The sequence below is a fragment of the Alteromonas sp. ABD4_190 genome (genome assembly GCF_056160105.1).
The window spans coordinates 3219336-3244603 of record NZ_JBSWWN010000001.1 but is presented as its reverse complement, the minus strand read 5'-3'; the positions used below and the strand labels follow the sequence as shown (position 1 = coordinate 3244603).

Below are 25268 nucleotides of genomic sequence, written 5' to 3'. Positions count from 1 at the left end.
ATTAACCTCTGATATTCATAAACTGAGTAATTAGCTTGCAGATATGCGTAATTTGGTCATCTTTTAGTCCAATAAAAGTAGGCAAAGACAAACCTGACTGTGACAGAGCGCTCGTTGATTCCAACGCCTCTCTCTCATCACGGTATGGTGGTTGTTGATGAAGAGGAAAAAAGAAGGGCCTAGAGTCAACAAAATTGTCGTGTAACCACTTATGCAGCGCAGAAGCGTTTTGCTTTTTATCAACGGAGGTAACTCGTATCGACATAAGCCAGTTTACCGGAGTCGCATCATCAATTACTTTCTTAAATGTAATTGCAGGCACATGTGACAACATTTCTTTGTAGATACTTTCTTGCTTCGTTCTTGAAGCGGTGAATTCGTCTAATAAAGCAAGTTGCGCCACGCCTATGGCAGCTTGAATATTAGTCATTCGATAATTAAGGCCAGCAACGTCATGCCAGTAACGCCTTTCTGGAGACATTCCATGATCACGCAAAACGCGTATTTTGCTGGCTAACTCTGGGTTGTTTGTTGTTAGCATACCTCCCTCACCTGTAGAGAGCAGCTTATTGGCAAAAAAGCTATAGCAGCCTATCGTTCCAATTGTTCCTGTATACTTTTGATGTATGCTTGCTCCCAATGATTCTGCACAATCTTCTATCACTTCGATATTGTGTATTCTCGCCAACGAAAGTAGGGCGGTCATATCCGCTGGGTTACCATACAAATGAACAGGAATGATCGCCTTAGTGTTTGGGCTGATGAGGGTTTTGCAATCATCAATGTCTATCGTCCACGTCGCCTGATTTACACAGCACAAAATTGGCTTCGCGCCGCAAAGTAAAACAGCATTGGCGGTCGCTGCGAACGTCAAATCGGGCACAATAACTTCATCACCCGGACCAATATTTAGGGCCATCAACGCAAGGTGGAGCGCTGCCGTGCCGCTTGTTACACTTATCGCGAATTTCGCCCCGACGTAGCTAGCAAATTCGTGCTCAAAGCGCCCAACATACTCTCCTTGAGACGAAATCCAACCTGTATCTAGGCAATCTAAGACAAGCTCTTTCGCTTTGTCATCGACGAAGGGCTGAGATACCGGAATAAATGTTGACTTAGTCATTTCTGTACTTATTCAAAATTGCCTCATCCCTGGCTAGTGTGAGGTCATGCAATACCATTTCTTCAACCATTTCTTTTAGGCTAATAGACGGTTCCCATCCAAGCTTATCTTTTGCTTTGCTCGCATCGCCCCAGAGCACATCTACTTCGTTTGGACGAAAATAATAAGGGTCTATTCGAACAACCACATCACCAGTTTTCAGTGACGACGAGAAACCTTGTGTTCTTTCACCAAGTTTTTCCAAGTTAATACTTTCTACAATACCAACTTCATCGACCCCTTTCCCCTGCCACCTTAGGGTTACTCCCAGCAGATTAAAGCTCATTTCGACGAATTCTCTGACGGATGTTTTTCTGCCTGACGCAATAACAAAATCTTCGGGTACTTCTTGCTGCAACATTAACCATTGCGCTTCAACGTAATCCTTTGCATGCCCCCAATCTCTTTGTGCATCAATATTTCCAAGAAACAAACAGTCTTGAAGGGCAAAGGCAATTCGAGCTATCGTCGATGTGATTTTTCTCGTGACAAACGTTTTACCTCGATATTTTGATTCATGATTAAACAAAATACCGTTGCAGGCATACATTCCATAAGATTCTCGATAATTAACCACTGACCAATACGCATAAAGTTTTGCTGTTGCGTAAGGAGAACGGGGGTAAAAAGGGGTACTTTCACTCTGGCGAGGTGCCTGAATTTTACCGTATAGTTCACTAGTTGAAGCTTGATAAAACCTAACTGATGATTCCAATTTCAAAGTTCTAATAGCATCAAGTAAGCGAAGTGTCCCCATTGCATTAACATCAGCAGTATTCTCTGGCGTGTTGAAAGATACATGGACGTGGCTTTGAGCAGCAAGATTATAAATTTCGGTTGGGCGCACTTCATTAAGTAACCTGACTAAAGATAGTGAGTCACTCATATCGCCATAGTGCAGATAAAAATTGTTTTTAACTTGCTGAGGAGGGTCGACTAAATCGTGGACCCTGTCTAAATTAGGTAACGACGCTCTGCGCCGGACTCCATGAACTTCGTAGCCCTTGTCTAAAAGCAAGCGAGATAAATAAGCTCCGTCTTGCCCCGTCACCCCAGTTATAAATGCTACTTTTCTTGCCATGTTATCCTCACTTAACTTGGGTAGCGTACTGCAATATTGAACTCATCAAGTCGATTGTAAATAGACTCTATATGATCTTTTAAGGAGAATTTATCACTTCCCCAATTAATGTTGTCCAAATTTTGCAATTTGGTTTCTTTGATTTTATAGCAAATCGCATCTATCTCTGCGTCAAACAATACCTTCATATTGAATAAGCTAGTTGAGTGCATACCGATGATTTGCATAGGTATTCTATTTTGTTTAGCGCACACTAACTCGTAGGGTTCATCATGCACTTCTATGCTAAAACCAAGGCTTTCTAACAATGGTCTTTTTACAGCTATATTTTCTGCCCGGTGCGCAAAATAGATTAACGACTTAGTCGGATCAGCTAACATTGCTGCATCTCGAAGGATTTCCTCGTAATCTTTCTCGTCAACTATTTTCTTTTCGGATACTGGAGAACCGATAAAGTGGTTTTCTACTTTGCGTTCTGCCGTGTTGTTTTGAAAGATTGTTTTCAATGAAGACAAACGATTCAGCTGGGCGTCCTTATGCTGAGAAAAAGAAAAGACAGAATACAGAACGAAGCGCTTTTTCTCTATTTTTAGTCCTAACTCCTGCTTTATAGACGAAGCTTGCTCTTTTCTAGCCGAACTTTGTTCGTGCATAGATATAGGCAATAAAAATCTAGCAGGCGCCATTAATTTCTCGACGAAAACATTGGTAGCAGCCCCATCATCGACTAAAACAACTTGTTTACACTTAAGGCTACACGCAATATCTTGCATCCAAATCTGTCTAAGGTCACCTAAGAGAATGATATCAAATAGATTTTTTGAAAGTAAACAGGCTAAGTCAGCATAGGGCAATATGCGACTCTTTAATTCACCTTGTTTAGGAATAGTCAACGTGTGCTCTACAATGTTATTCAGATTTCCATGCAGTTTCTCAATTTGTTCCATTGAATTTGCACAAAAAGTGGCGGCATTTACAACTGTTATCGATTCATTAACTAAACCAAATTGAAAAAGATATTCCTGCGCGCACCAATATTGAAATGGTGACGAAACCAGTATAAGGATCGATTTATTCTGTCGCATAATTGTTTTTTTAATTAGATCTAGTGTAAGTGATCGCAGTAATATTAGTTGCTATACAGTATATCGGCCGAACCTTTGAAAGCATAAACGTTAGAACTCGAAATCCTAACTAAGCCAATTCAAACCGCAGTGTTGAAGCAAAAATTGTCACAATAACGATTCAGACTTCGCTAATCAGTTTCGGGCCGCAAAGACTATCAAGGTAGGTTTCTACAAGCGGTATGCGAGAAACCAATGAGTGGTATTCATTAAGACAAAACATTGTTCTTTCAGCATTTTTTAGTAATTCAAATAAAAACGCTATTTTATTTCTATCTCCGTACCTACAAAGCTCGAAACTAAAATGTACCATCGGTAACGTACCTAATACGTTCGCTTTCATCACATAATGACAATAATGGTTTACGAGCGACTCTATTATAAACTGCGATCTATGACGAAAACGGTAGGTTAAATTATTTTCAAACTCTGTTGAAAAATGAGACTTTAACGTTCCAACAATGCTTTTTGTCATAGGCTGAAAACCGTGACTCACATGAATATAGTGGCCATCGTCCTGCCCAAATAGCTTCCATGCGTTTATCATGCCTTGCTGAAAAAGCGTACTGGCACCATTTATGCCTTCACTCGTCCAATCTCCCCATATTTTAGGGATATGGCCGTCAAAAAAGAAAGAAGCAGATGTATCGGCACCTAATATAAAGTCATCATTCCCATAGACAAACTTTTCACTCAGGCCCGGGATCCTATCGATTTGACTAGCAATGGCTCGCGTATTGAATGTGGGAAGGTATTTCTCTTTCCCAACGAAAATATCCTTGTGATCAACAATATATATTCTATCTTGCTCGAGTAATGTTTCAGTGAGAAAAGATGGGGTTTGCCCGTCTGTTACCAACCAAATTTTGCGAAACCAAGGCGCATATCGCTTAATTGATCTAAGGCAGAAACGAAGTTCATCGTGCTGAAGAAACCTATTATCTCCAGTGGATTGTTCAGCATCACTTGCACTGCGCGTTATCTCATTAGACAGATATTTTTTCCTACGCCGTTTGTGTGTTTCATCGTTACCATCAACCCAGAGTATGACGAAATCAATATCATCTTTACACATACACGACGATGTCACTTTGAGGCGAGAAAAGTAAAATATTGTTCATTAGCTTGTTCCGCGAGAGACAAGTTCTTGCTTAGATCGAAGGTACGCTGAAGCATTAAGTTTTCTACCGAGTAAATCTAATTTTTTTAATTGCGGTATAAAGGTCAATCGATCACCGGTGCCAAGGTGCAATTCGTTCGAGGTTAACTTACGCTCACTTATCACTATGAAGTCCACCGCACCATAGCAAAAATATCCCTTGAAGCTGGCAAGAATAGTTTCTAATCCAAATGGCTCACTATCTTCAAGATATATTTGCTTAGGTACAATAACAACAGACTTTAGACCGCTTATAATTGAAAGCACTAAGAAATTAACTCGAGTTTCATCATTACAAGATAATGAATATTTATCGTCCGAAAGGCTCCCAGGTAAATAAACAGTATTACCACTTGTGTGAAATAAGGATGAAACTGACGTAACGTAGTTGCGTTGGAGCCTGCAACCAAATGCGCTGTTTAAAACCACTTCGCGATCGCTATCAACGTAAACATCAATCTGTAACGCCTTTTCAGACTCATATTCACGTAACATTTCTAGATATGAGCTTGATGCCGCTCGCAGTGACTGACCTGCGAAGTGTAGTCTAAATGGTTTGCTCTCTAGATAATGTCGGATGAGTAATTCACGTCTTTTCCCCATAAAGCTAGTTATATTGTCGAACTCAAATTTCTGAAACTCAAAACTTTTGAGCATATATAAGGTATATCTGGACCAAATATTTGCTAGCTCTTGACTTAGTTCAATCACACGTTGTTTGTTTTGCAGATTCGTTATTTTAGTAAAAGAGCTATTAATATAATTAAGCGTTCCATTAAGGTAGAAAAAAAGTATCGATTTCTTTTTAAGCAGTGAATTAACAAGAATACTTCGCTGTTTTTCTATAAGTTCAACCACTTGGCTTTCATTTTCAAACGAGAGGGGAATGATTTCATGAAGCTGCCGCAACTCGCTCAGCAACTCATCGTGATGAAACCGCCTTTCAAATCGCTCAATAAAATCCTTCTTGCCCAATGTCTCGAACCCTATTCTTCTAACGTTCTCGAGCGCAGTTTGTTTATTATCTTCTTTACTGATAATAATTGCGTTATCAATATTTAGAGGCCTTGCACCTAGAATCCTAGCCCCGTCATTCAAGTTGTACACATCTACCTGTTTACTTAACAACGTGTTTTCTAATACAGATTTAGAAACCTTGAACTCGTACTTTGTGTTTACGTAAGGCCGGAAATTACCGGGAACAATCAGCGATGTGTTGTTCTCAGCGTTATAATCGTAAAGATCTTGGCCTGTTTCACTGTAGTAGCCTGACGCTTTACTGTGGTGATGTTTTGCATCTACAAAACCAAGGTCTGTTCCAAGCATGTAAAATTGCTGAAATCCTATCTCTGTAAAAAAGTTAACCGCGAAATTTGTCACTGTTGGATAAGCATTATTGAGTGCTGCAAACCCATTTTTGTCATACAGCTCAAAGATTGAGACGGTAGAAGCCTCACCTTGTTTAAAAGCAAGCAGTACGTCTTTATATAATTCGCACGTATCTGGATGTACACCATTACAGCTTATTAAGGTTATCTTTTTTAAATATTCAGAATCGTTTATTCGTACAGCCCAGTCGAATGTTGAACGGTTTGCCTCAATTTCTGCATGAAAATCGGGAACGATTCCGTTGGCGTGAAGCGTTTGAAGAACTGTTCCACAAGAAACGATGATTCCTCTTTGCCCTTCTTCCTTTAACAAAGGGATTAAATTATCCAGAGAGGGACCATTTCCGACAATGAAAACTGGCACATCTTTGTCTTCGACTGACAGTTGGGACGATACGTTTTTCTTCAAAAAAGGTATCTTATTTTGAATAGCCCAAAGTGTGTGAGCCGTTCCATATCTTGCGTTATCAAAATAATCTCCCATTGCAATCATAACTTGTAATTGCTCTCTTAATTGAGAAATTGCTTTAACAAGGTGTTCATTGTAATAGGATTGGTAAAAATAGGTATTCGCTAGTACGTAAGGGCCAATAGACTGAAATTGTACAAGGAGATCGTTGGTTAAATTGGTTCCATCATCTCCGATGTTTAGGTAAAGTCTGCGCTCTTTTTTAGAGAAGTAGTCTAAGATTGTGACCCAGTCTAAAGCGTGCAATGATGCATAAAAGAAGTCTTTGTTCGGCTCACAAATAAATAATTTTTCAACATCATGATGCTCTATAAGATGAGATAAATCATAACCTGCTGCCAGTCCAAAAAAAATGACTGACTTTACGGCTTGGGGTAATGAACCGGTTTCGTCTTTCACACCTTTTAGGACTGACTCGCATTCTATTACCATCTGATAATGCAGATAGTTTCTTAATTTTTTGCCTTTATAACCAAGAATAATTCCATCTTTATGAGGACGCTGGGCAAAACAATGAAAACTATCTTCGCATGCTTTAACTGCATCATACTGATAAAACAACGAGCGGGTATTTTTATGCAATATATTGATATGAGATGAGTCTTCGCGATAGGGAACCCAGACAGACGGTGAGTAGTTTTTAAACTCTTCATAAACTGACGGAAAAAAAGACATAAATGCTTTCAGATTATCTCTGAACCTTTGGCTCTCCAACCGGTTGCTTGCATCTCTTGAGAATACTCTTTTCGTCCATGGTGGCAAATAATTAACTATAGAATTGCTTTTATTATCTCCCCCCTTCCAATTGCGCAACTCAGTCCAAGACACCGTTCTCAGTTTTAATTCTAAGTCGTCAAAAACATCGTTATTAAGATGTTTATAGTAGTAAAAACCACTACTACCGAGATGCTGCTGCAACTCAGTCATATTTTCAAAAATTTGCTTTCCACTGTCTCCAATCTGAAGAAATAGCCCAACGCCATTCTGCTTCGCGGATTCGAGTATATGCCTCCAGTTGATAACGGAGAGAGAACAGATAAACAACTCTTCATCTGGTTCATAAATAACAATATTTCGAAATTTACTGTGCTCTAGGAGCATAGGAATGTGATAGCCAAGTCCTAGCCCAAATATAACTAGCACATTAGGTTCTTGCTTGATATCCAAATCGAAGTAGACAGGGGACATATCTTGCAGAGCTTGAGTTACTTCTTCTGAAACATCTTGTGATGGATACAGACCATACAATACTTGCCCCGTGGTGACGTTAACTACATTTAGCTCACCGTATTTATTACACAACAATGTAGAGTTACTGGTCTTGTCAGTTTTTACGAGAGAAACTAAAGAAGGAATATGTCGACGAAACGCCTCTACATTTTCGTGATAACGCAACCTCAAAGAATGGGCAGCCTGCTTCTCTACCTCAAGTTGCTTTTCTTCATCGTCATGAATATGTAGCTGAATTTGATTTAGCATAATTATTTATATTTCTTAACGGCTGCGCGGCCTCTTGAAAATTTAACCGCTTCCTTTTTTGCGTTATCTAGCAAGCCTTGCGCCAGCTCTTCAAGCTTTTGATTTATTTCAATTTCTTTTTTTGCAAACGATTTTTTTTCATCGTGTTCAAGACGTGATAGCGCTCGAACAACAACTTTATGGCGTATTTGGGAAAGGTACCGAAATCGTTCGGTAGAAAAAGTGTCACTGGACGAAGACAAACAAGCAGCTAACTCTGCGTTAACTGCTTGAAGAAATAATGGAGTGCTGCTGTGATTTAATATCGAGTTTTTCAAATAGCTTGTCGGTTCTGACGCTGGGCCTCATAGGCTTCCTGTTTAGCCTCTTCAGGAATCTGTACCCAAGCATCTCGAATTGGTGTTAATAGGCTAGACACTTCATCTAACATATTCAAGTCGTTATTAAAATGTGCATCATTTAAGCGTTCAATCATATAATTATATAGCGCGAACATATTTTCGGCGACTTCACCGCCTACCTCAAGGTCAAGGGTGTCCCGCAGATGCATAATTATCGCATTCGCTTTTGAGATATAATCAGCTTTGATTACCAATTCTTTACGCTCCATCGCACCTTTTGCGTATGCGATTCGATCAAGTGCTCCTTGCAACAGCATCAGCGTAAGCTTATGCGGATCTGCATTTGCCACATCTTGTTTCAGATTACCTTTACGGTAGGCATTTATACCTTTGAGTGACATAAAAACTCCAACTCTAAATTAATTACAACGACGCTAGCAGCGCTGATCCAGTCTGGTTCAACTGTGCAACGGTTTGGTCGAGGTTCAAATATTTGTCTCGAAGAATCTCTTCGTAATTCAGCATGCGTAGCTCTAAGGTCTCCCGCTCGTCGAACAAATCTTCGCGGTCGTCTTTCGCTGCACGTTCTCTTAAGCTAATCAATCCACTGAAAGAAGTGTATTCTTTTGAAAATTCATAAAGCCGTGTAGCAATACCCTCGTCTGGGTCGGTAAACAACTTGGCGATTTCATCAAAGCTATCTTCAAGTGCATCTTCTAATCTATCTTCCCCAGAACCAAGCCCAAAATCTGTCGTGCCAATTTCCAGCTTACCGTCGTCATCAAATTCAATACCAATCTGGAACAACCCGCCTAAGGCAGAGGAACTTACACTATCGCCAACAATGGACGCTAACCCACTTTGGATACCGCGCAATAAAGAATCTCCGGCTAATGCGCCGTCTTCTTCTAATTCAGACTCTCCATAACGAGTGAGCGTTTTAATTTCATCAACCAGTGCATTGTAGTTATCGACAAAGTCTCTGATTTTTTTATCTAAACCTTCTTTGTCATAACCGATACTTAGTTTGGTTGCTAAAAAGTCCCCTGCGGCATCTTTGGGAGAAACTTCGTTTACTTCAAACGATACGTTCTGAATAGTATTTTCAAACTCATTGGAACTACTTTGAACTTCGATACCATCAATATATGCGATAGCGTTGCGCGCGCTTTCAATGTTCGCGGCACTAATGTTGTTGGTACCGCCAGTCGTTGATAAACGATCTAACTCAGCAGCCCCGGTGTCATTAGTGATTACCAAGTCATTGCCATCGCCTGTTTCGCTGGACGAGAAAACTAAACGTGGTCCTGCACCGGTTCCTGTATCAATTATATTTGCGGTTACCCCGAAGTTATCATCAGCGCTGTTTATTTTTTCACGTAACGCGGTTAGTGACATGCCAGCAGTAACATCTACGGTAAAGCTCTCGCTTCCACCCACGTCAAATGTCAATGAACCTGTACCTGATGAAAGCACAGGGTCGCTACTTGATGTAAACGCACCGGCGTCTGTAGTTATACGGCTTCCAGCAGCAAGTTGTTCGACAACAACTTCGTAACTGCCTCGCAATGCTGAATTTGATGCTTCTGCGGACAGTACATCATTGTCTTCTGAAGGATTTGTGATGGTAGGCTCTCGCCCATTGATACCATTGTCGCTTCGCAACTCGTCGACGGCATCTTTGAAGTCAGAGAGCTTCGATTTTATTTGACCAAGGCCAGAAATTTCAGCCTCAATACGCTCTTCTTTCGCATTCAAACGCTCCTCTTTAGGTTGGCGCTCTGCGGTCAGAAGTTGTTGTACAAGATCATCAAGGGCTAAACCCGATCCTACACCTAGAGACTGAATTGTCATAATTTACCTCATGTTAAACTTGGTTGTTGATAAACACTCCTACGCTGTTACCAACATCCTGCTGTAACTCTTGGATGCGATCAGCAAGCTTTAAAACCTCTTCTGAAGGTATTTGCCTTATCACATCACCAGACGTTGAATCTTTAACCGTCACTACTGAGCGATTCGTCTTTTCATCGATAGTGAAAGCTAAGTCTCGATTCTGAACTTTTAAAAATGACTCAACTTTGGCAATAGCATCGTCTAACTCAACACCGTTACTCTCTTCTTCTCTTATATCGGCCTGCGACGGAGAAGCTTGAGAAAGAATTTGCTGACTTCCTGTTTTGTCTAACACATCCTGCGCTGCACTGACGTTAGCATTCTGCCCGTTATTAAGAAAAGACCGCTCTTTAGTCTCAGAGCCTTCTATTTCACGTTTAACGTCACTTTCAACTACACCAGCATTCTTAGGCCCTGGTGATGCAAACGACTGGCCAACTTGGGTATTTTGAATTTCCACCTAATACCTCCCTACTGAAACCACAAAACGGGCCCTTGCTTAAAAAGCAAGCACCCGTTACATCTCAACTAAGGTAACTATTTTAAGTATAGCTTATCCAAGCAATGACAGCGCTGTTTGAGGACGCTGATTTGCCTGACTTAGTACAGAAACAGATGCCTGCTGGATAATCTGGTTTCTCGTTAGCTCAGCAGTTTCAGCTGCAAAATCAGTGTCACGAATCTGAGAACGCGCCGATGATAAGTTTTCGCTGATGTTGCTTAGATTACGAATGGTTGACTGAAAACGGTTTTGAAGCGCACCTAAGTCTGCACGAACCGCCCCGATACCAGAGATAGCAGCATCAACATCGCCAAGTAAAGCAGACGCCCCATCAGCTGTAGCAACACTGTTTGTAGTGATACCAAGACCAGTTGCACTGAATCCACTAATTGATCCAAGGTTTGTAGACGACAGATTTACTGAAATTGTTTGGCCAGCATTTGCACCTACAAGGAATTTTGCAGAAAAGTTACCGTCTAATATGTTCACGTTACCAAACTGTGTATCGGTAGCGATACGCGATATTTCAGTACGTAAAGCAGACACTTCTTTTTGTAGTGCCAAACGATCAGCAGAGCTGTTGATACCGTTCTGTGATTGTACAGCAAGAGTACGAATACGCTGTAGGCTTGTGGTAACTTCGCTAAGTGCACCTTCTGCTGTTTGCGACAAAGATATAGCGTCGTTAGCATTTCGTACTGCTTGGTTAAGGCCCTGTACTTGTGAAGTAAGACGGTCAGAAATTTGAAGACCTGCAGCGTCATCCGATGCACTATTAATGCGGAATCCCGATGAAAGTCTTTCAAACGACGTATTCAAACGATCATTAACGTCAAAAAGCTGACGTTGAGCATTGATCGATGAAACATTGGTATTTACAAATAAAGACATTAGATTACCTCCTAGGGATTCGACGGCAAATCTGCTATCATCAAATCCTTCCAGTTCATATCAGCTGGGTCACTACTCCCGCCAACACCTCAATATAAAAGTAAATTAAATTACCCCTCAACAATAGGTATCGGCCAATGCTTTAGGTTCTTTAGCCTTTTTTGTTATTTTTTTAAAAAAACTTACCAGAAAATAAATAAGCCACTGATTATAAAGACTATTAATCAATTTATTTTTTAAAATTCATTGTAATTCTTTGGAATCTAAGTGGGTAATGAGTTATACGGATTGGTATAAGACACACTGATTCTAGAAATAATCGTTGCCTTGATGCTCTATTAATTGCTTACAATAAATCCAAACTTATTGGAACCTAATACGTTGAAGAATATTAAGATGATAGAGTTACAGAAATTGGCACTTAATATGCATTGTGTTGGGTGAGCTACGGCGTTGCTCTACCGTAGTTTGATATTGGTGAGATGTTTCGGTAAAAAATAAAAAAAAGGCCGAGACAACGATATCTCGGCCAATTTGCTCACGTTAGGAGATAGAGCAAATTCAGTTTCTGTCGGCTGGCAGGGTTTAGTAGGATAAACTGGCCTCTCAACCAACACTTCTACACTCTCAGTCCTGTTAGTCGGCGCTTTCTCAAAGGGGCGGCCTTAATGGCCGCATTCCTTTCTTCAGGGGATGGCCTCTCAACTCCTTCCCAAATAGCGCTTAATACTAACTAAAACTATTAGCCTAGCAGTGATAATGCAGCCTGAGGGCGCTGGTTCGCCTGGGCTAAAATAGTGGTACTTGCCTGCTGTAATATCTGGTTACGGCTTAATTCTGCCGTTTCAGTGGCAAAGTCAGCGTCTTTGATACGCGATCTTGCCGCAGACACGTTTTCAGAAATGTTACTCAAGTTACGGATTGTCGACTGGAATCGATTTTGCAGTGCACCTAAATCAGCGCGAAGGCCACCGATTGCCGATACCGCTTTATCTACCGCGGTTAACAAACGTGATGCTCCTGCTTCGGTTAACACATCATCAGAAATAATGCCTAAACCGGTTGCACTGAACCCATTAACACCTGCACGACCCAGTGCCTGTGCGGACAAGTTTACAGAAATTGTCTGACCTGCATTTGCACCAACAAGGAACTTGGCAGAAAAATCACCTGTTAATATGTCTACACCTGCGAATTGCGTTGTAGTTGAAATACGTGATATTTCTGTACGAAGTGCAGATACTTCTTTTTGTAGCGCAACACGGTCAGCTGAGCTGTTGATGCCATTTTGCGACTGAATGGCTAGTGTACGAATACGTTGAAGGGCGGTTGTCGTTTCAGCCATAGCGCCTTCAGCAGTTTGCGCAAGTGATATACCATCGTTCGCATTTCGTACCGCTTGGTTCAGACCTTGAATCTGAGATGTCATTCGGTCGGTAATTTGAAGGCCAGCAGCATCATCAGCAGCACTATTGATGCGGAAGCCAGATGATAGACGCTCAAAGGCGGTACTTAAGTTATTGCCAGTTGTGAATAGTTGGCGTTGTGCATTTAACGATGACACATTGGTATTTACAAATAGACTCATGGGTCTCTCCTAACAGTTTCGAGTGTTGCGCTATTGGTTTTATTATGTGCGCAGTGGTTAAAAATTTTGGCATAGCCTGTGCTTTGTTAAGGTGTCAGTCTAATCTGACATTTTATCGGCACACTAACCGGTAAAATTGCTACATAGAGAAGTTACTTCTCTTTGCTGACTGGTGGGTTTGATGTTCCAGACCTCAAACCTCTCACTACCTCCTGGCTTCATTCTCGCCGGTCAGCAGCTCCACTCTTAGCAAACCTTTCTATTTATCGTCACTCAAACAAATTTTCTTTAGAACTTTTTAAAAATTTATTTCAGACTATATAAAGCATTGTTTTTACAAAATTTTAAGAAAAATAAAATAAAACAAAGTACATATCAGGATTCAATAAACCTTGATATAAACCATCCTTTTCTGGACTTAGGAAACATAAAACGAGTTATATCGCCCTTTGTAATAGTTATCGTCACTTTGGGAAAATTTCTTTAGTCTTTTTTACAATTATTTTGTGGTAAGTGAAAAATAATTAAAAATCTCGGCATTGGCACTCTCGTGCTTTTCAGTATGCGATGAAGTGGTAGATTTAGTTGGGGAGAAATAAAGTGATTAATACCAATCCGTACAGTTAATTGCTCACTCAAAAGGCGCTGTATCATGTTTAGCGTGAACGACGGTTTTACATGACGTTGAAATAAAAAAGCCGATACTCCAAAGAGTATCGGCTTTTTTCCATCGACTCGTGGACTAGAGCACTACCTCCTGACTCCACTCTCGCTAAACAATTAACCCAATAGAGACAATGCAGCCTGAGGGCGCTGATTTGCCTGCGACAACACAGTTGTGCTTGCCTGCTGGATAATCTGGTTACGTGTTAGGTTAGCTGTCTCAGTGGCAAAGTCAGTATCTTTAATTTGAGAACGTGCAGCTGATACGTTTTCTGAAATATTGCTTAAGTTACGAATTGTAGACTGAAAGCGGTTTTGAAGCGCACCTAAGTCAGCACGTAGACCACCGATTGCAGAAATCGCGCTATCTATTTTACCTAGTAGACCAGAAGCGTTTTCGCTAGAAAGTACGTCTACGTTGGTACCTGTAATATTTAATCCAGTCGCACTGAAGCCATTAACACCTGCACGTGTCAGTGTTGGGCTTGAAAGGTTTACAGAAATTGTCTGACCTGCGTTTGCACCTACAAGGAATTTCGCAGAGAAATCACCTGATAGGATATTTACGCCCGCAAACTGAGTAGTCGTAGAGATACGCGAAATCTCAGTACGCAAAGCAGATACTTCTTTTTGAAGTGCTACACGGTCAGCAGAGCTGTTGATACCGTTTTGCGATTGGATGGCTAGCGTACGAATACGCTGTAGTGCCGTCGTGGTTTCAGAAAGCGCACCTTCAGCAGTTTGCGACAGTGAAATCGCATCGTTTGCATTACGTACTGCTTGGTTAAGGCCTTGAATTTGTGATGTCATTCGATCGGTAATCTGTAGACCTGCAGCATCATCAGCAGCGCTGTTGATACGGAAGCCTGAAGAAAGGCGCTCAAAAGACGTACTCAAAGAATTACTAACATCAAAAAGCTGACGCTGGGCATTCAATGAGGATACATTGGTATTAACGAACATAGACATAAAGTCTCTCCTACACTCTCAGTCCAGCGTGCGCTGGCTGTCGACATTGTCGACGTTTTGTTTTAGTAGTCATCAAGACCTGAGGGGTAATTGATGAACTGGCTCTCTCAGAAACTGTATCGACATCATTTAGAATCCCTTTAGAAAAAATTACGATTTTTGCCGATAGGCGGTAAGATATTGCCGTAGATTGACGATAAGACACGACATAACTGATGGATTTTTAAGGGAGATTTGGCGTGAAAAATAGTTTGATGCTGTTCGACATAAAGCGCATATCCAAGCCTGCAGCCCATTGCGCTTTCACTGATTTAATTGAAAATCCGTTCGACAAAAATCGTAAAACCTTGATGTGCTGTTACCGACAAGCTACTAACCATGTCAGCACTGACGGAGTGGTTATTGTATTAACTCTTGATAAAGCTTCGTTTCAAGTTCGAAACAGAGTAATTATTAAAGAGGATAATGCCGATTTACGAGACCCGAAGTTCTCATACAATGGCTCTCGTCTCATGCTTACTACCTATGCAAAATCCTTCCTTGATAATAGAAAAGTGGTCACAAAAATGGTGACTTATTTCTCAACCACCGGCTATTCTTGGTCTGCAGGGAATAATCACGGTAGAAGCGGTTGGTGGCTGTGGAACAATACTTTCTATAACTCAGAAGCTTATGGCTTTGCGTACAATCGACGAGCGAACTCAGTTTCACTCTATAAAGGCGATCCGACGCGTTCAATGCACGTCCATAAGGAAAAGGCTTTTTGTTTGGACAAACAAGGTAAAGGTTACCCCAATGAAAGCACAATCTTGTTTGATAATGACGGAAATGCCTCGGTATTTTTAAGAAGAGATGCCGATACTTTCAGTGCACAATTTGGCACTTCGAAACCGCCTTATACCAAATGGAGCTGGCATGATTTAGAGATCTATATTGGTGGTCCCGCAGCTGTGGCGTTAAGTGAAAGCTTATATATCGTTGCAGGAAGACATGTTGATTGGGGCTCACATCAATTTACAACCAGGGTATGGTTATTTGATAGCGTAACTAAAATACTTACTGAGCTAAAAACGCTGCCAAGCGGAGGAGATACAAGTTATCCTGGCTTGGTGATTGAAGGCGACAACCTTTACATCTCTTACTACTCTTGCCATATAGACAATCAAGCCAGAGTTTACTTGGCGCACTTGAGCGGCATTAATGACTTGATAAATTATGACCGCTAGACAAAATCAAATAGCGACAAGTTAGCTACTTTAGGAAAAGTGGCTAATGCAGCACTCAACGCTGTCTCTTGCTTCGCAAATTCAGTAGATGCTTCGGCATAATCCACATCCTGAATAGACGAGCGCTGTGCTTTCGCGGCAATTTCCATATCTAGGTTACTTTCGTAAGTACTCTCGGCTATATTTAACCGGCTACCAATCGAGGCACGCTCTAAAGAAAGCTTTTCAAGCCCGTTATCTAAACCTACTAATGCGTCTGCTATCGATTCCTGAAGCGCTGAGTTATCAATAGTAGAGTCCATCAAAATGGTTTGAATTTCGTGAATAGACTGGGCCATGCTTTTTTTCTCAGGCGCATCAAACGATAAATCGATACTATCACCAGGAGCCGCTGTGGCGTCGAATTCCATCCCTTTAATGGTAAAAGGCTGACCAGAGGTATAGGAAACAGAATCAACTACGACACCGGTTCCTTGGTTAACTAATTCAGCTTGCCCGGTAGCCAGAAAATTAATGCGGTAATCGTTGTTCGCCGCATTGACTGGGTCGTAGTTTTTATCAAAAAAGGTATCAAATGTGCCTTGCTGTTTGACCACAGCTGTATTAACCGTTGCCCCAGTAGTGCCATCAACTGAAAATTTAAAACGCGAAAGTACGTTTTCGAAGACTTCATACCCGTTACTGGTTGATTGTATCTTAGAGCTATTTGATAGCTGAACAAAACTCACACCTGGGTCGCCTGCAAACGTAATGGCATTGCCACCCGCTGCTGGGTTGTATTCAAACGCTTGGTTGCCCGACTGGAAGCCCGCATACAAATAATTGCCATCTGCATCTTGGGTGTTCATCAGGTCAAATACTTCTAGTTTGATTTGCTCTAATTCAGCGCCAACTGCGCGCTTATCGGGGTCAGACAATATGCCATTGCCAGACTGAACGATAAGCGTTCGCGCACGATTAATTGACTCGGTAATGTTGGTAAGCACAGCCTCTTGCTGTTCAAGGGACCCCGTTACCAAATCATTATTGCGTTGAAACTGGTTAAGCTCATCAATTTCTTCGGTTAAACGAAGTACTTTCGCCGCGCCAACAGGGTCGTCACTGGGCGTGATAATGCGCTTTCCAGAAGCCAACTGCTCTTGGGTTTTCGCCAAGTCGCCCTGATTTTGCATAATCGAGCGCATGTTTTGATCATATATTTGATTCGTTGATATACGCATAAATCACCTACCTTGCTGACTGCAAAATGGTATTAAACAATTCTTGAGCCGTAGATAAGATACGCGCTGCTGCTGCATAACTTTGCTGATACTTTATCAAGTTCGCAGCTTCTTCATCTAAACTTACGCCCGACACAGACTCAAACCAATTCTGCGACTGCACTTTCATTGCTTCAGCCGATGCCAATGAGACACTAGCCATTGATGCATCTTCACCTATACGCCCTACCATAGACGCGTATGCATCTTGGAAGGTTCTTGGCGTATTGGTTGCCTCACTACTCACTTGAACTTTGTTTTCATTTTGAAGAGCAGCTAAATTAAGCGCATTGCTGTTATCATTAAAGCCATCTGTATTATAGCTAATCGAAAAGCTATCCCCAGCTTTTGGTACACCGTCTAAGCTTAGGTCAAATCCAGGATCTGGGCTTATTCCAGCCTGACTGATAAGGTTATTTAAATTTGTTGTTCCTGTAACGGTAGCTAATACTGTACCGCTTCCATCTAACACCTCATAGGTATCTGCAGCGGTAAAGCTAATTTGAGCCGGTGCTGAATTTAAAAGGCCACCCGCCCCGTCAAAGGCAGAAGTACCCAATTCCGTATTTGACACAGTTACATCTACTACGTTGGCACTGCCTAAATTGGTACTATCAGCCCCGGCTCTTACTGGATTAGCAAAGGCCAGATCTTCGGGACGGTTAGAGGCTAAACTTATATTTGAAGCCACGTCTTTAGTGGGTTGAATTAGAAACTCATTGCCAACGGTGTAAGGATCGCTGCCTGAAAAGTCTATTTCAATGCCACCAGGTAGTTCGTTAAAGCCAGGGGTTACGGCAAAGTTTGAAAAAATGATGTCATTACCTGAACCATCTTTTTTCGGTGTGCCATCTGGATTTAAAAACGTAATTTCAATTTCACTGGGTACACCAGCGGCAACGGCGGTGACTTCAATTTTATAATCGGCGTCAGTTAATTCAGCGCCTTTGCCTTCAGTTACCTGCGCTGTAACTACGTAGTCACCACTGGTATCCTCGTAGGCTAAGCCTCTGAACGAAGGAATATCAAAAATGTTACCGCCAATTTGACCGTCTAAATCCATACCCAATTTATTTTGCGTATTCATCGCATCGGCGAACGCAACCGACAGTTGACCGACGTCACGCATTGTCGGCCCAAGCACTTCGTTGCGATATTCGAACAATCCACCCAGTGCGCCGCCAAGGTCACTTTCCAAAATTCGTAACGATGCATTGTTCTTTGTTTGTGAACCAAAGTCAGTTTCTAACTTTATTTCTTTTGTCGTTAAATCGGCACTAGAGCTTAACTCAAAGAGATTAAAGGCACCGTTCTCTAGTACGAGAGACTCGCCCGATGTGAGATTAATAGTAACTGCGCCGTTTTGGGTGGTGCTTTCTTTTACCGTGATCCCCATTATTGAGGCAAGCTCGTCTATGGCCTGATCTCGCTCGTTTAGCAACGCACTGGGTTGGTCGCTCGTATTGTTGCCGTTGGCAATCACAATATTGCGGTTTAAATCACCAATGTTGCCTATTAAGGTATTCGCTCTGTTAACCATTGAAGTGAACTCCAAATTGAGTTCCTCTTCTTTTTCTAACATATAGTCAGAAAGCGTTCTCATACGGTTGTAAAGTGATTCAGATTTACTTAGTACCTGTTCGCGAGATGCAAGATTTGTTGGGTCATCAGCGGCAGTTTGTAACGCAGAAAAATATTCGCTTAGTCCCTTTGAAATCGAGTTAGCTTCACTGGCTAGAAGATTGTCTATTGCCGTAGTTTTACTAGAAAACGCTTCGAGCTCACCCACTGCAGTAATATCGCGACGTAACTGGTTCTGTGCAAATACGTTGATTACCCGCTCAGTGTTGCCAATCTCAACACCAAATACTTGGCTGTTTTGAAGCTCGGTGCGCTCGCGAACATAGCCAGGCGTATTCACATTAGCAATATTGTTACTTGTAGTTTGAAGTAACTTGTTGCTAGCGTTTACGCCACTTGTGGCTAATGAATATAAATCAACAGAACTCACTGTATTCTCCTCACCTATAGCACTTAAACTATGGCATCAGCGCACTGAGACGTTCGCTGTTGTAAACAGCCATTATCTTGCTGGCATATTCAGGATCAGTAGCGTAACCGGCGTCTTGGAGCGCACTTGTATAACGCGCAGCATCTGAAGCATTTTCCACAGCTTGGCTGTAGCGAGGCTGCGAGGTAATAAAACGGCCATAGTCATCCATTGCTTCTTCAACCGAACCGTAAGACCTAAAGGTAGCCTTTTGTTTCTGTGGCAGCCCATTGTTGAATTCCAATGTATCCACCACCGCCTGTTCTCCTTGCCAGCCTTTATTCGCCTTTATGCCAAACAGATTATGCGAACTAGTGCCATCAGATTTGTGAATGACAAATTTTCCCCAGCCTGTTTCAACCGCAGCCTGAGAAATGATTGCTCTTGGATCCATGCCGTATTTCTCCGCCACTTTCTCGGCGATAGGCATAAGGCTCTCAACAAATTGTTCTGGGCTCTCGAACATGGCGTCTTTTTGTGCCGCCTGGCTTTTTATCGAATTAGAGGAAAGCGCTATGCCTTGTGCCTCAGCGACCTTGTATTCACGACTTCTATTTAGCGATGAAATATCACCGTCACTTCTTATAACGCTAGCAGGCGTATAACTATTTTCGGTTTGGCCTAACTGTTTCACAATAACATCAGCTAACCCCAAGCCACCGCCTGATGTTAAATCTGTAGCCAGCTGCTGGTCGTGCATATCGCGGTAAAACTTCACTTGTTGAGAATTGAACGGGCTATTCTCATCGGCAAGCGCATCTTGCGCTTTACGCATAGATTTCAACATCATCTGCACAAATATCGCTTCAAACTGCTGGGCAGCTTCTTGCAATACTGTTTCATCACCCGACGCAATGGCTTCGCGCATTTTGTTAATGCTACCCATATCATGGACATTACGAGCCATATCAAGCTGATTTTTTGTGCTTAGTGATTCCATCGTATTTATTCCGCTGTAACCCTTTATTATTCCTATCGGATGCTTGTATAGACTGTTTGATTTAGATGATCACAAGCTCGCCGCGTAGAGCGCCCGCTTGGCGTAAAGCTTCTAAAATTGCCATTAAATCCCCCGGTGCCGCGCCCACTTCATTAACTGCGCGAACTAGTTGGTCAAGAGTGACGCCTGGCTCGAACTTGAACATTCTGCTATCAGCTAAATCGACATCTACAATTGACTGTGTGGTCACCACTGTCTCACCGTCAGCAAATGCATTGGGTTGAGCAACCTGCTGATTTTCAGAAATCGTTACTGTTAAACCGCCATGTGTAATGGCCGCAGGCAATAAGCGTACGTCGCTGCCTATTACGATTGTGCCGGTACGGCTGTTTATCACAACGCGTGCTGGTGCATCTGCCGGCGTAAATTCAAAGTTTTCCAGAGTAGCCAAGAAGCCAACTCGCTGGCCAACATCCCGGGGAGCAGTTACTCGGACAGATGCGGCGTCGATGGGTTTTGCAATTATGTAGCCATTTTCAGGTTGTGCGCCTAAGCGCTCGTTAATAGTGTCTGCAAGTGCTTTTGCCGTTGAAAAGTCTGGGTAATGAAGATTAAGGGTCAGCGTATCGCCATTCGCAAAACCGCTAGGAACCGATTGTTCAACCATAGCTCCATTTGGAATTCTGCCTACGGTAGGCGTATTGACGACAATACGCGACCCATCGCCTCCCTGCGCACCAAACCCACTAACCACTAAGCTACCTTGTGCTACCGCATAGACTTTGCCATCAACACCACGAAGAAACGTTTGAAGAAGTGTTCCGCCTTGAAGGCTTGATGCTTCACCAACGGAAGAAACCGTGATATCAATGGTTTGACCCGGTTTTGCGAAAGCAGGCAATTCGGCATGAACAGCAACCGCCGCCACATTTTTAATTTTTGGTTTGGTATTAGCATCAAGGCTGATACCAAAATTGCTTAGCATGGTTCTAAAACTTTGCTCGGTGAATGGGCTTTGCTCGCCGGTACCAGGTAAACCAACGACAAGACCATACCCTACTAATTGGTTGCTACGCACGCCCTGTATGCTTGCTAAATCTTTAATACGCTGCGCCGCTGCTTGTGAAGATAAAAGCAGTGTTAATACGGCTAATACGACTGAAAATAAACGCATGTCCACTCTCCTACCAAAAACCTAAAGAGGCCACCAAGTTGAATCGAAAAACTTAGTTAACCAACCCTTTTCTTGCGCTCTCGCAAATGTACCCGTACCCGAATATTGAATGCGAGCATTGGCTACCTTCGTGGACACTATCTCATTCTCAGGGCTAATATCTGCAGGGCGAATAATGCCTGTTAAACGGATGTACTCATCACCATGGTTCAGCGTTAACCACTTCTCGCCGCGAATAACCAAATTATTGTTTGGCAATACATCTACAACCGTTACAGAAATGGCACCATCTAAACTGTTGCTTTGGTTAGCTGCAGCATCACCGCTAAAGTCGCGAGAAGATCCGATCCCTAATTGAATAGATTGGCCACCAATATTTACCGCCTGACCACCTAGGCCGGTTATCGTATCTAGGTTTACATTAGTATCTTTAGCTGTAGTGGTGTCAGCAGACTTACTGGCTGACGTACTTTCGTTCAAAGTAACCGTAATAATGTCGCCCACTCGTCTGGCGGTAACATCAGAGTACAAACTGTTTGCCATGTACGAACGAAATAGCGAACCGTCTTCAACCACCGTTTCACGCGGGTAATCTGGCACTACTGGCGCAAACGAGGGATCATTTGCCTGAACAGGAGGTTCGTTTGTACTGGCGCAACCGCCAAGTAAAAATAGTGCAACAGATAAACCTAAAATACGCATGACGCTACCTACTAAAGTTGCTGAATAACCTGACCAAGCATTTGGTCAACTGACGAGATAACTTTTGAGTTCATCTCATACAAACGCTGGCTTTCGATCAGGTTTACCAACTCTTCGGTCACGTTTACATTTGACGTTTCAAGGGTTCCTTGAGAGATATAACCTAAACCTTGAAGCCCAGGGATACCTTGAATAGGTGCACCGCTCGATGCCGTCTCTACATAAAGGTTTTGTCCGGTAGGCTGAAGCCCCGTCGGATTCACAAAATCAGAAATATTTAACTGCCCCAATACCTGAGGTTCAGCTTGACCGCGGATGCTCACGCTGATTTCACCATCTTGCGAGATAGTGATTTGCTGCGCATCTTCAGGAATAGCTACTTCAGGCTGAAGTAAGAAACCAGCGCCAGAGGTAACAATTTGCCCTTGGTCGTTTAAGGAAAATTGACCATTTCTTGAGTAAGCAATCGTGCCGTCGGGCTGCAAAATTTCAAAATAACCACGACCTTGAATTGACATATCCAACGCATTTTCAGTGGTGAGCAAGTTGCCCTGCGTATGTGCTTTTTGCGTAGCGACCACTTTTGAACCTGAACCAAGCATTAGTCCAGATGGTAGTTCGGTGTCAGCAGAAGAACGACCGCCTGGCTGATTGATATTCTGATAAAGCAAATCTTCAAATACTGCGCGGTCTTTTTTAAAGCCTACAGTTGATGCGTTTGCTAAGTTGTTAGACACCACTGCCACATCGGTTTGTGCGGCGTCTAGTCCGGTTTTACTAATCCATAGTGCTGGATGCATGTTAACCTCCGACGTTGCTCAAAGGGCAACGGTGTTTAAAATTCATTTACAGTATGCGCAGCAACTGGTTACCGCGAGTATCAAGCTCTTCTGCCTGCTTCATCATTTTGACTTGTAACTCGTAGTGACGTTGAAGACTTATCATGTCTACCATCTCTTCAACAGCATTAACGTTTGAGCCTTCAAGCATGCCAGACATTACTTTGACGTTGGCATTGGCCGGCGCAATGGAGCCATCTTCCATTCTAAATAAGCCGTCGGTGCCGCGCTCCATATCCGCGTAATTAGGCGAGACTAACTTAAGGCGACCCACTTCTTCGATAACATTTGCCGGGGCGCCTAACTGTCTCATTGACAAGGTGCCGTCAGCAGCAATGTTTAGGTTATCAAGAGGCACAGGTAAAAAAATCGGCCCGTTGTCACCTAGCACCACACGGTCGTGAATGTCTGTCAAAATTCCGTCATCGCCTAGTTTGAAGTTGCCATCACGGGAATAAGCTTCTTGACCATTTTGATCTTGTACCGCAAACCAACCATCCCCTTGAATGGCCACATCTAAATCTCGGTCCGTTTTAATCATAGGGCCCGACTCATAATTGTTAGACGGGCTTTCAGTCATAGAAAATACGCGGGTTGGCAAACCTTCACCGTAAGCCGGCATCGATCTCGCTTGCTCTAATTGAGCTCTAAACCCGGTTGTCTGCGCGTTGGCTAAGTTATTGGCTCTAATCCCCGTACCTAATAGGTCTTGAGATGCGCCACTCGCTGAAATATAGAGAAGTTTGTCCATGACTGACTTTTGACTCTGATTAAACCTTAAACAAGATTTTGCAAAGGCGATGCCAATCTGTGGGTTTTTAACTCAGATAGAAAATATGAAAGGTATTAAATTGATATTTAAAGGAAAATAAAAGAGCCGCGGTTGTGCGGCTCTTGTAAATATCGGCAATAATGGAGGGCTTATACGCCAATGTATTGCCGCTTTTATATTCAAATAAACGGCGCTTTACCTTAACTATCGGATGTTCAGGATAGTCTGGTTCAGTGAATTATTTACCTCAAGCGCTCGTGAGTTAGCCTGGAAGTTACGCTGAGCGATAATCATATCGATAAGCTCGGTTGTCAGGTTAACGTTAGCTTGTTCAAGGGCTGATGAATTAATCTCACCGAAGGTACCGGTTGTTGCTTCACCCGCGAGTGCCTCACCTGAAAGAATACTCTCTTTCCACTGAGTACTGCTTTCTTGCGTTAGGCCTTGCTCGTTAGAGAAGCGAACAAGCGCCACACGAACAATCGGCTCAGAGGTTCCGTTAGAGAAAGTGGCACGTACCAAGCCGTCTGGGCCAATATCAATACCCGTGAGTCGTCCTACTGGCAGACCATCTTGTTCTAATGACGTTACTTCAAAAGCAGATGCAAACTGCGTTGGCTCATTAGGCGTGGCGTTATTTACATCGAGGTTGAAGTCAATGCTAATCTGCTGCGTAGGGTCTGAGCCATTTGCAAGAATACCAGCGCCCAATGCTTCAGTTTGCATCTTGAAATCTAACGTTGGTAAGCCATCTGGCGTTTCCATACCAGAAAAATCACCGCCTTGAGAGAAGATAAGTTTAGATGCAGTTACTGCATTACCTGTATTACCGCCAACCGAGTTAACTGCTGTGGCTGGGTCAGTATCGGCACCCGTAGAGTCTGTCATATCAACGAGGGTATCGTCGACTGCTGTGGCCACATACCATTCATTATCAACGCCAGGTGAACCGTCTTTGATAAAATAATAGGTCATAACATGACTATCACCCAAAGAATCATAAACGGTAACCGATGTTGCTGCGTTATACGTCAACGGATCTTCAGGGTTGAAGTCTTGAGGGTCTAGTCCAAGATCACCGGCAGGAAGATTCATACGAATATCAACTTCAGAGGTTTGCTGCGGTGAGCCTGAAGAATCCGGAATACGAACAGGTTCTGTAGTACTCAGCGCAACTGATGCACTGGTTCCATCAGCGTTTACTGGGAAACCCAGAAGATTATCGCCATTACTATTCACCACGAAATTGTCACTATCGAGCTTGAATTGACCAGCACGAGTAAACGAAAAGTCACGAGACGTAATTTCAGGTACCGTTGCAAAGAAACCATTACCTGTAATCGCGAGATCAAGCGACGTGTTAGTAAACTGCAGGCTACCTTGAGAAAATTGCTGCGCAACCTCTTGGGTAAGTACACCATCACCCACTTTTGTTTTGCCACCTGCCAACAATGATGCAGCATAAACATCACCAAATTCAGCACGAGATTCTTTAAAGCCAACTGTATTTACGTTTGCGATGTTGTTGGCGGTTACATCCAAATCTTTTTGTGCGGCCGATACGCCACTCAGTGCAATATTAAAAGACATTATT

21 protein-coding genes are annotated in these 25268 nt (G+C 42.6%); 1 reads left to right on the top strand and 20 read right to left on the bottom strand.

What is annotated here, in order from left to right; all coding sequences use genetic code 11:
- Position 1 precedes the first annotated feature (1 nt).
- The 12 genes from ACXAFM_RS14130 to ACXAFM_RS14075 form a co-directional block, all read right to left on the bottom strand.
- Complete coding sequence (locus tag ACXAFM_RS14130) at positions 2 to 1123, bottom strand: DegT/DnrJ/EryC1/StrS family aminotransferase (RefSeq protein ID WP_474834962.1); 1122 nt, start codon at positions 1121 to 1123, stop codon at positions 2 to 4.
- On the bottom strand, positions 1116 to 2243 hold the full coding sequence (gmd, locus tag ACXAFM_RS14125; protein WP_474834960.1) for a GDP-mannose 4,6-dehydratase: 1128 nt from the start codon (positions 2241 to 2243) through the stop codon (positions 1116 to 1118). The genes ACXAFM_RS14130 and gmd overlap by 8 nt, the downstream gene beginning before the upstream one ends.
- An 11-nt stretch (positions 2244 to 2254) precedes the next feature.
- Positions 2255 to 3328, bottom strand: a complete 1074-nt coding sequence (locus tag ACXAFM_RS14120; RefSeq protein ID WP_474834958.1) for a hypothetical protein — start codon at positions 3326 to 3328, stop codon at positions 2255 to 2257.
- A gap of 160 nt (positions 3329 to 3488) precedes the next feature.
- Positions 3489 to 4442, bottom strand: coding sequence for a stealth family protein (locus tag ACXAFM_RS14115; protein ID WP_474834956.1), 954 nt, complete (start codon positions 4440 to 4442; stop codon positions 3489 to 3491).
- A 45-nt stretch (positions 4443 to 4487) separates the two neighbouring features.
- A complete protein-coding gene (locus tag ACXAFM_RS14110; protein ID WP_474834954.1) occupies positions 4488 to 7862 on the bottom strand; it encodes a motility associated factor glycosyltransferase family protein in 3375 nt (1124 codons plus the stop codon).
- 2 nt (positions 7863 to 7864) lie between these two features.
- Complete coding sequence (locus ACXAFM_RS14105; RefSeq protein WP_474831599.1) at positions 7865 to 8104, bottom strand: hypothetical protein; 240 nt, start codon at positions 8102 to 8104, stop codon at positions 7865 to 7867.
- Positions 8105 to 8175: 71 nt separating this feature from the next.
- A complete protein-coding gene (gene fliS, locus ACXAFM_RS14100) occupies positions 8176 to 8604 on the bottom strand; it encodes a flagellar export chaperone FliS (protein ID WP_474831601.1) in 429 nt (142 codons plus the stop codon).
- A 22-nt stretch (positions 8605 to 8626) separates the two neighbouring features.
- Positions 8627 to 10057 (bottom strand): flagellar filament capping protein FliD, encoded by a 1431-nt coding sequence (gene fliD / locus ACXAFM_RS14095; protein ID WP_474834952.1) that lies wholly within the window; start codon positions 10055 to 10057, stop codon positions 8627 to 8629.
- A gap of 13 nt (positions 10058 to 10070) precedes the next feature.
- Positions 10071 to 10559 (bottom strand): flagellar protein FlaG, encoded by a 489-nt coding sequence (locus ACXAFM_RS14090; protein ID WP_474834950.1) that lies wholly within the window; start codon positions 10557 to 10559, stop codon positions 10071 to 10073.
- Positions 10560 to 10652: 93 nt separating this feature from the next.
- The gene (locus ACXAFM_RS14085; protein ID WP_474834948.1) at positions 10653 to 11492 is read right to left on the bottom strand and encodes a flagellin N-terminal helical domain-containing protein; all 840 of its coding nucleotides are present in this window, start codon (positions 11490 to 11492) and stop codon (positions 10653 to 10655) included.
- 742 nt (positions 11493 to 12234) lie between these two features.
- Positions 12235 to 13080, bottom strand: a complete 846-nt coding sequence (locus ACXAFM_RS14080) for a flagellin N-terminal helical domain-containing protein (RefSeq protein WP_474834946.1) — start codon at positions 13078 to 13080, stop codon at positions 12235 to 12237.
- A 780-nt stretch (positions 13081 to 13860) separates the two neighbouring features.
- Positions 13861 to 14712 carry a flagellin N-terminal helical domain-containing protein gene (locus ACXAFM_RS14075; protein ID WP_474834944.1) on the bottom strand — a complete coding sequence of 284 codons (852 nt, stop codon included), beginning with the start codon at positions 14710 to 14712 and terminating at the stop codon, positions 13861 to 13863.
- A gap of 239 nt (positions 14713 to 14951) precedes the next feature.
- Between ACXAFM_RS14075 and ACXAFM_RS14070 the strand changes: the two genes are divergently transcribed.
- Positions 14952 to 15938 carry a hypothetical protein gene (locus ACXAFM_RS14070; protein WP_474834942.1) on the top strand — a complete coding sequence of 329 codons (987 nt, stop codon included), beginning with the start codon at positions 14952 to 14954 and terminating at the stop codon, positions 15936 to 15938.
- Here the strand turns inward: ACXAFM_RS14070 and flgL are convergent.
- The 8 genes from flgL to flgE all read right to left on the bottom strand — a co-directional run bounded on the left by flgL (position 15935) and on the right by flgE (position 25264).
- A complete protein-coding gene (gene flgL / locus ACXAFM_RS14065) occupies positions 15935 to 17158 on the bottom strand; it encodes a flagellar hook-associated protein FlgL (RefSeq protein WP_474834940.1) in 1224 nt (407 codons plus the stop codon). The two genes, ACXAFM_RS14070 and flgL, sit on opposite strands and share 4 nt — an antisense overlap.
- Positions 17159 to 17165: 7 nt before the next feature.
- Positions 17166 to 19208 (bottom strand): flagellar hook-associated protein FlgK, encoded by a 2043-nt coding sequence (gene flgK, locus ACXAFM_RS14060; RefSeq protein WP_474834938.1) that lies wholly within the window; start codon positions 19206 to 19208, stop codon positions 17166 to 17168.
- Between the two features lie 28 nt (positions 19209 to 19236).
- Positions 19237 to 20187, bottom strand: coding sequence for a flagellar assembly peptidoglycan hydrolase FlgJ (gene flgJ / locus ACXAFM_RS14055; RefSeq protein ID WP_474831621.1), 951 nt, complete (start codon positions 20185 to 20187; stop codon positions 19237 to 19239).
- Positions 20188 to 20248: 61 nt separating this feature from the next.
- On the bottom strand, positions 20249 to 21361 hold the full coding sequence (locus ACXAFM_RS14050; protein WP_474831623.1) for a flagellar basal body P-ring protein FlgI: 1113 nt from the start codon (positions 21359 to 21361) through the stop codon (positions 20249 to 20251).
- A gap of 21 nt (positions 21362 to 21382) precedes the next feature.
- On the bottom strand, positions 21383 to 22063 hold the full coding sequence (gene flgH / locus ACXAFM_RS14045) for a flagellar basal body L-ring protein FlgH (RefSeq protein WP_474831626.1): 681 nt from the start codon (positions 22061 to 22063) through the stop codon (positions 21383 to 21385).
- Positions 22064 to 22074: 11 nt separating this feature from the next.
- On the bottom strand, positions 22075 to 22863 hold the full coding sequence (gene flgG, locus ACXAFM_RS14040) for a flagellar basal-body rod protein FlgG (RefSeq protein ID WP_014948598.1): 789 nt from the start codon (positions 22861 to 22863) through the stop codon (positions 22075 to 22077).
- Between the two features lie 46 nt (positions 22864 to 22909).
- Positions 22910 to 23653, bottom strand: a complete 744-nt coding sequence (locus ACXAFM_RS14035; RefSeq protein WP_474831628.1) for a flagellar basal body rod protein FlgF — start codon at positions 23651 to 23653, stop codon at positions 22910 to 22912.
- A 225-nt stretch (positions 23654 to 23878) separates the two neighbouring features.
- Positions 23879 to 25264, bottom strand: a complete 1386-nt coding sequence (gene flgE, locus ACXAFM_RS14030) for a flagellar hook protein FlgE (RefSeq protein ID WP_474831630.1) — start codon at positions 25262 to 25264, stop codon at positions 23879 to 23881.
- Positions 25265 to 25268 lie beyond the last annotated feature (4 nt).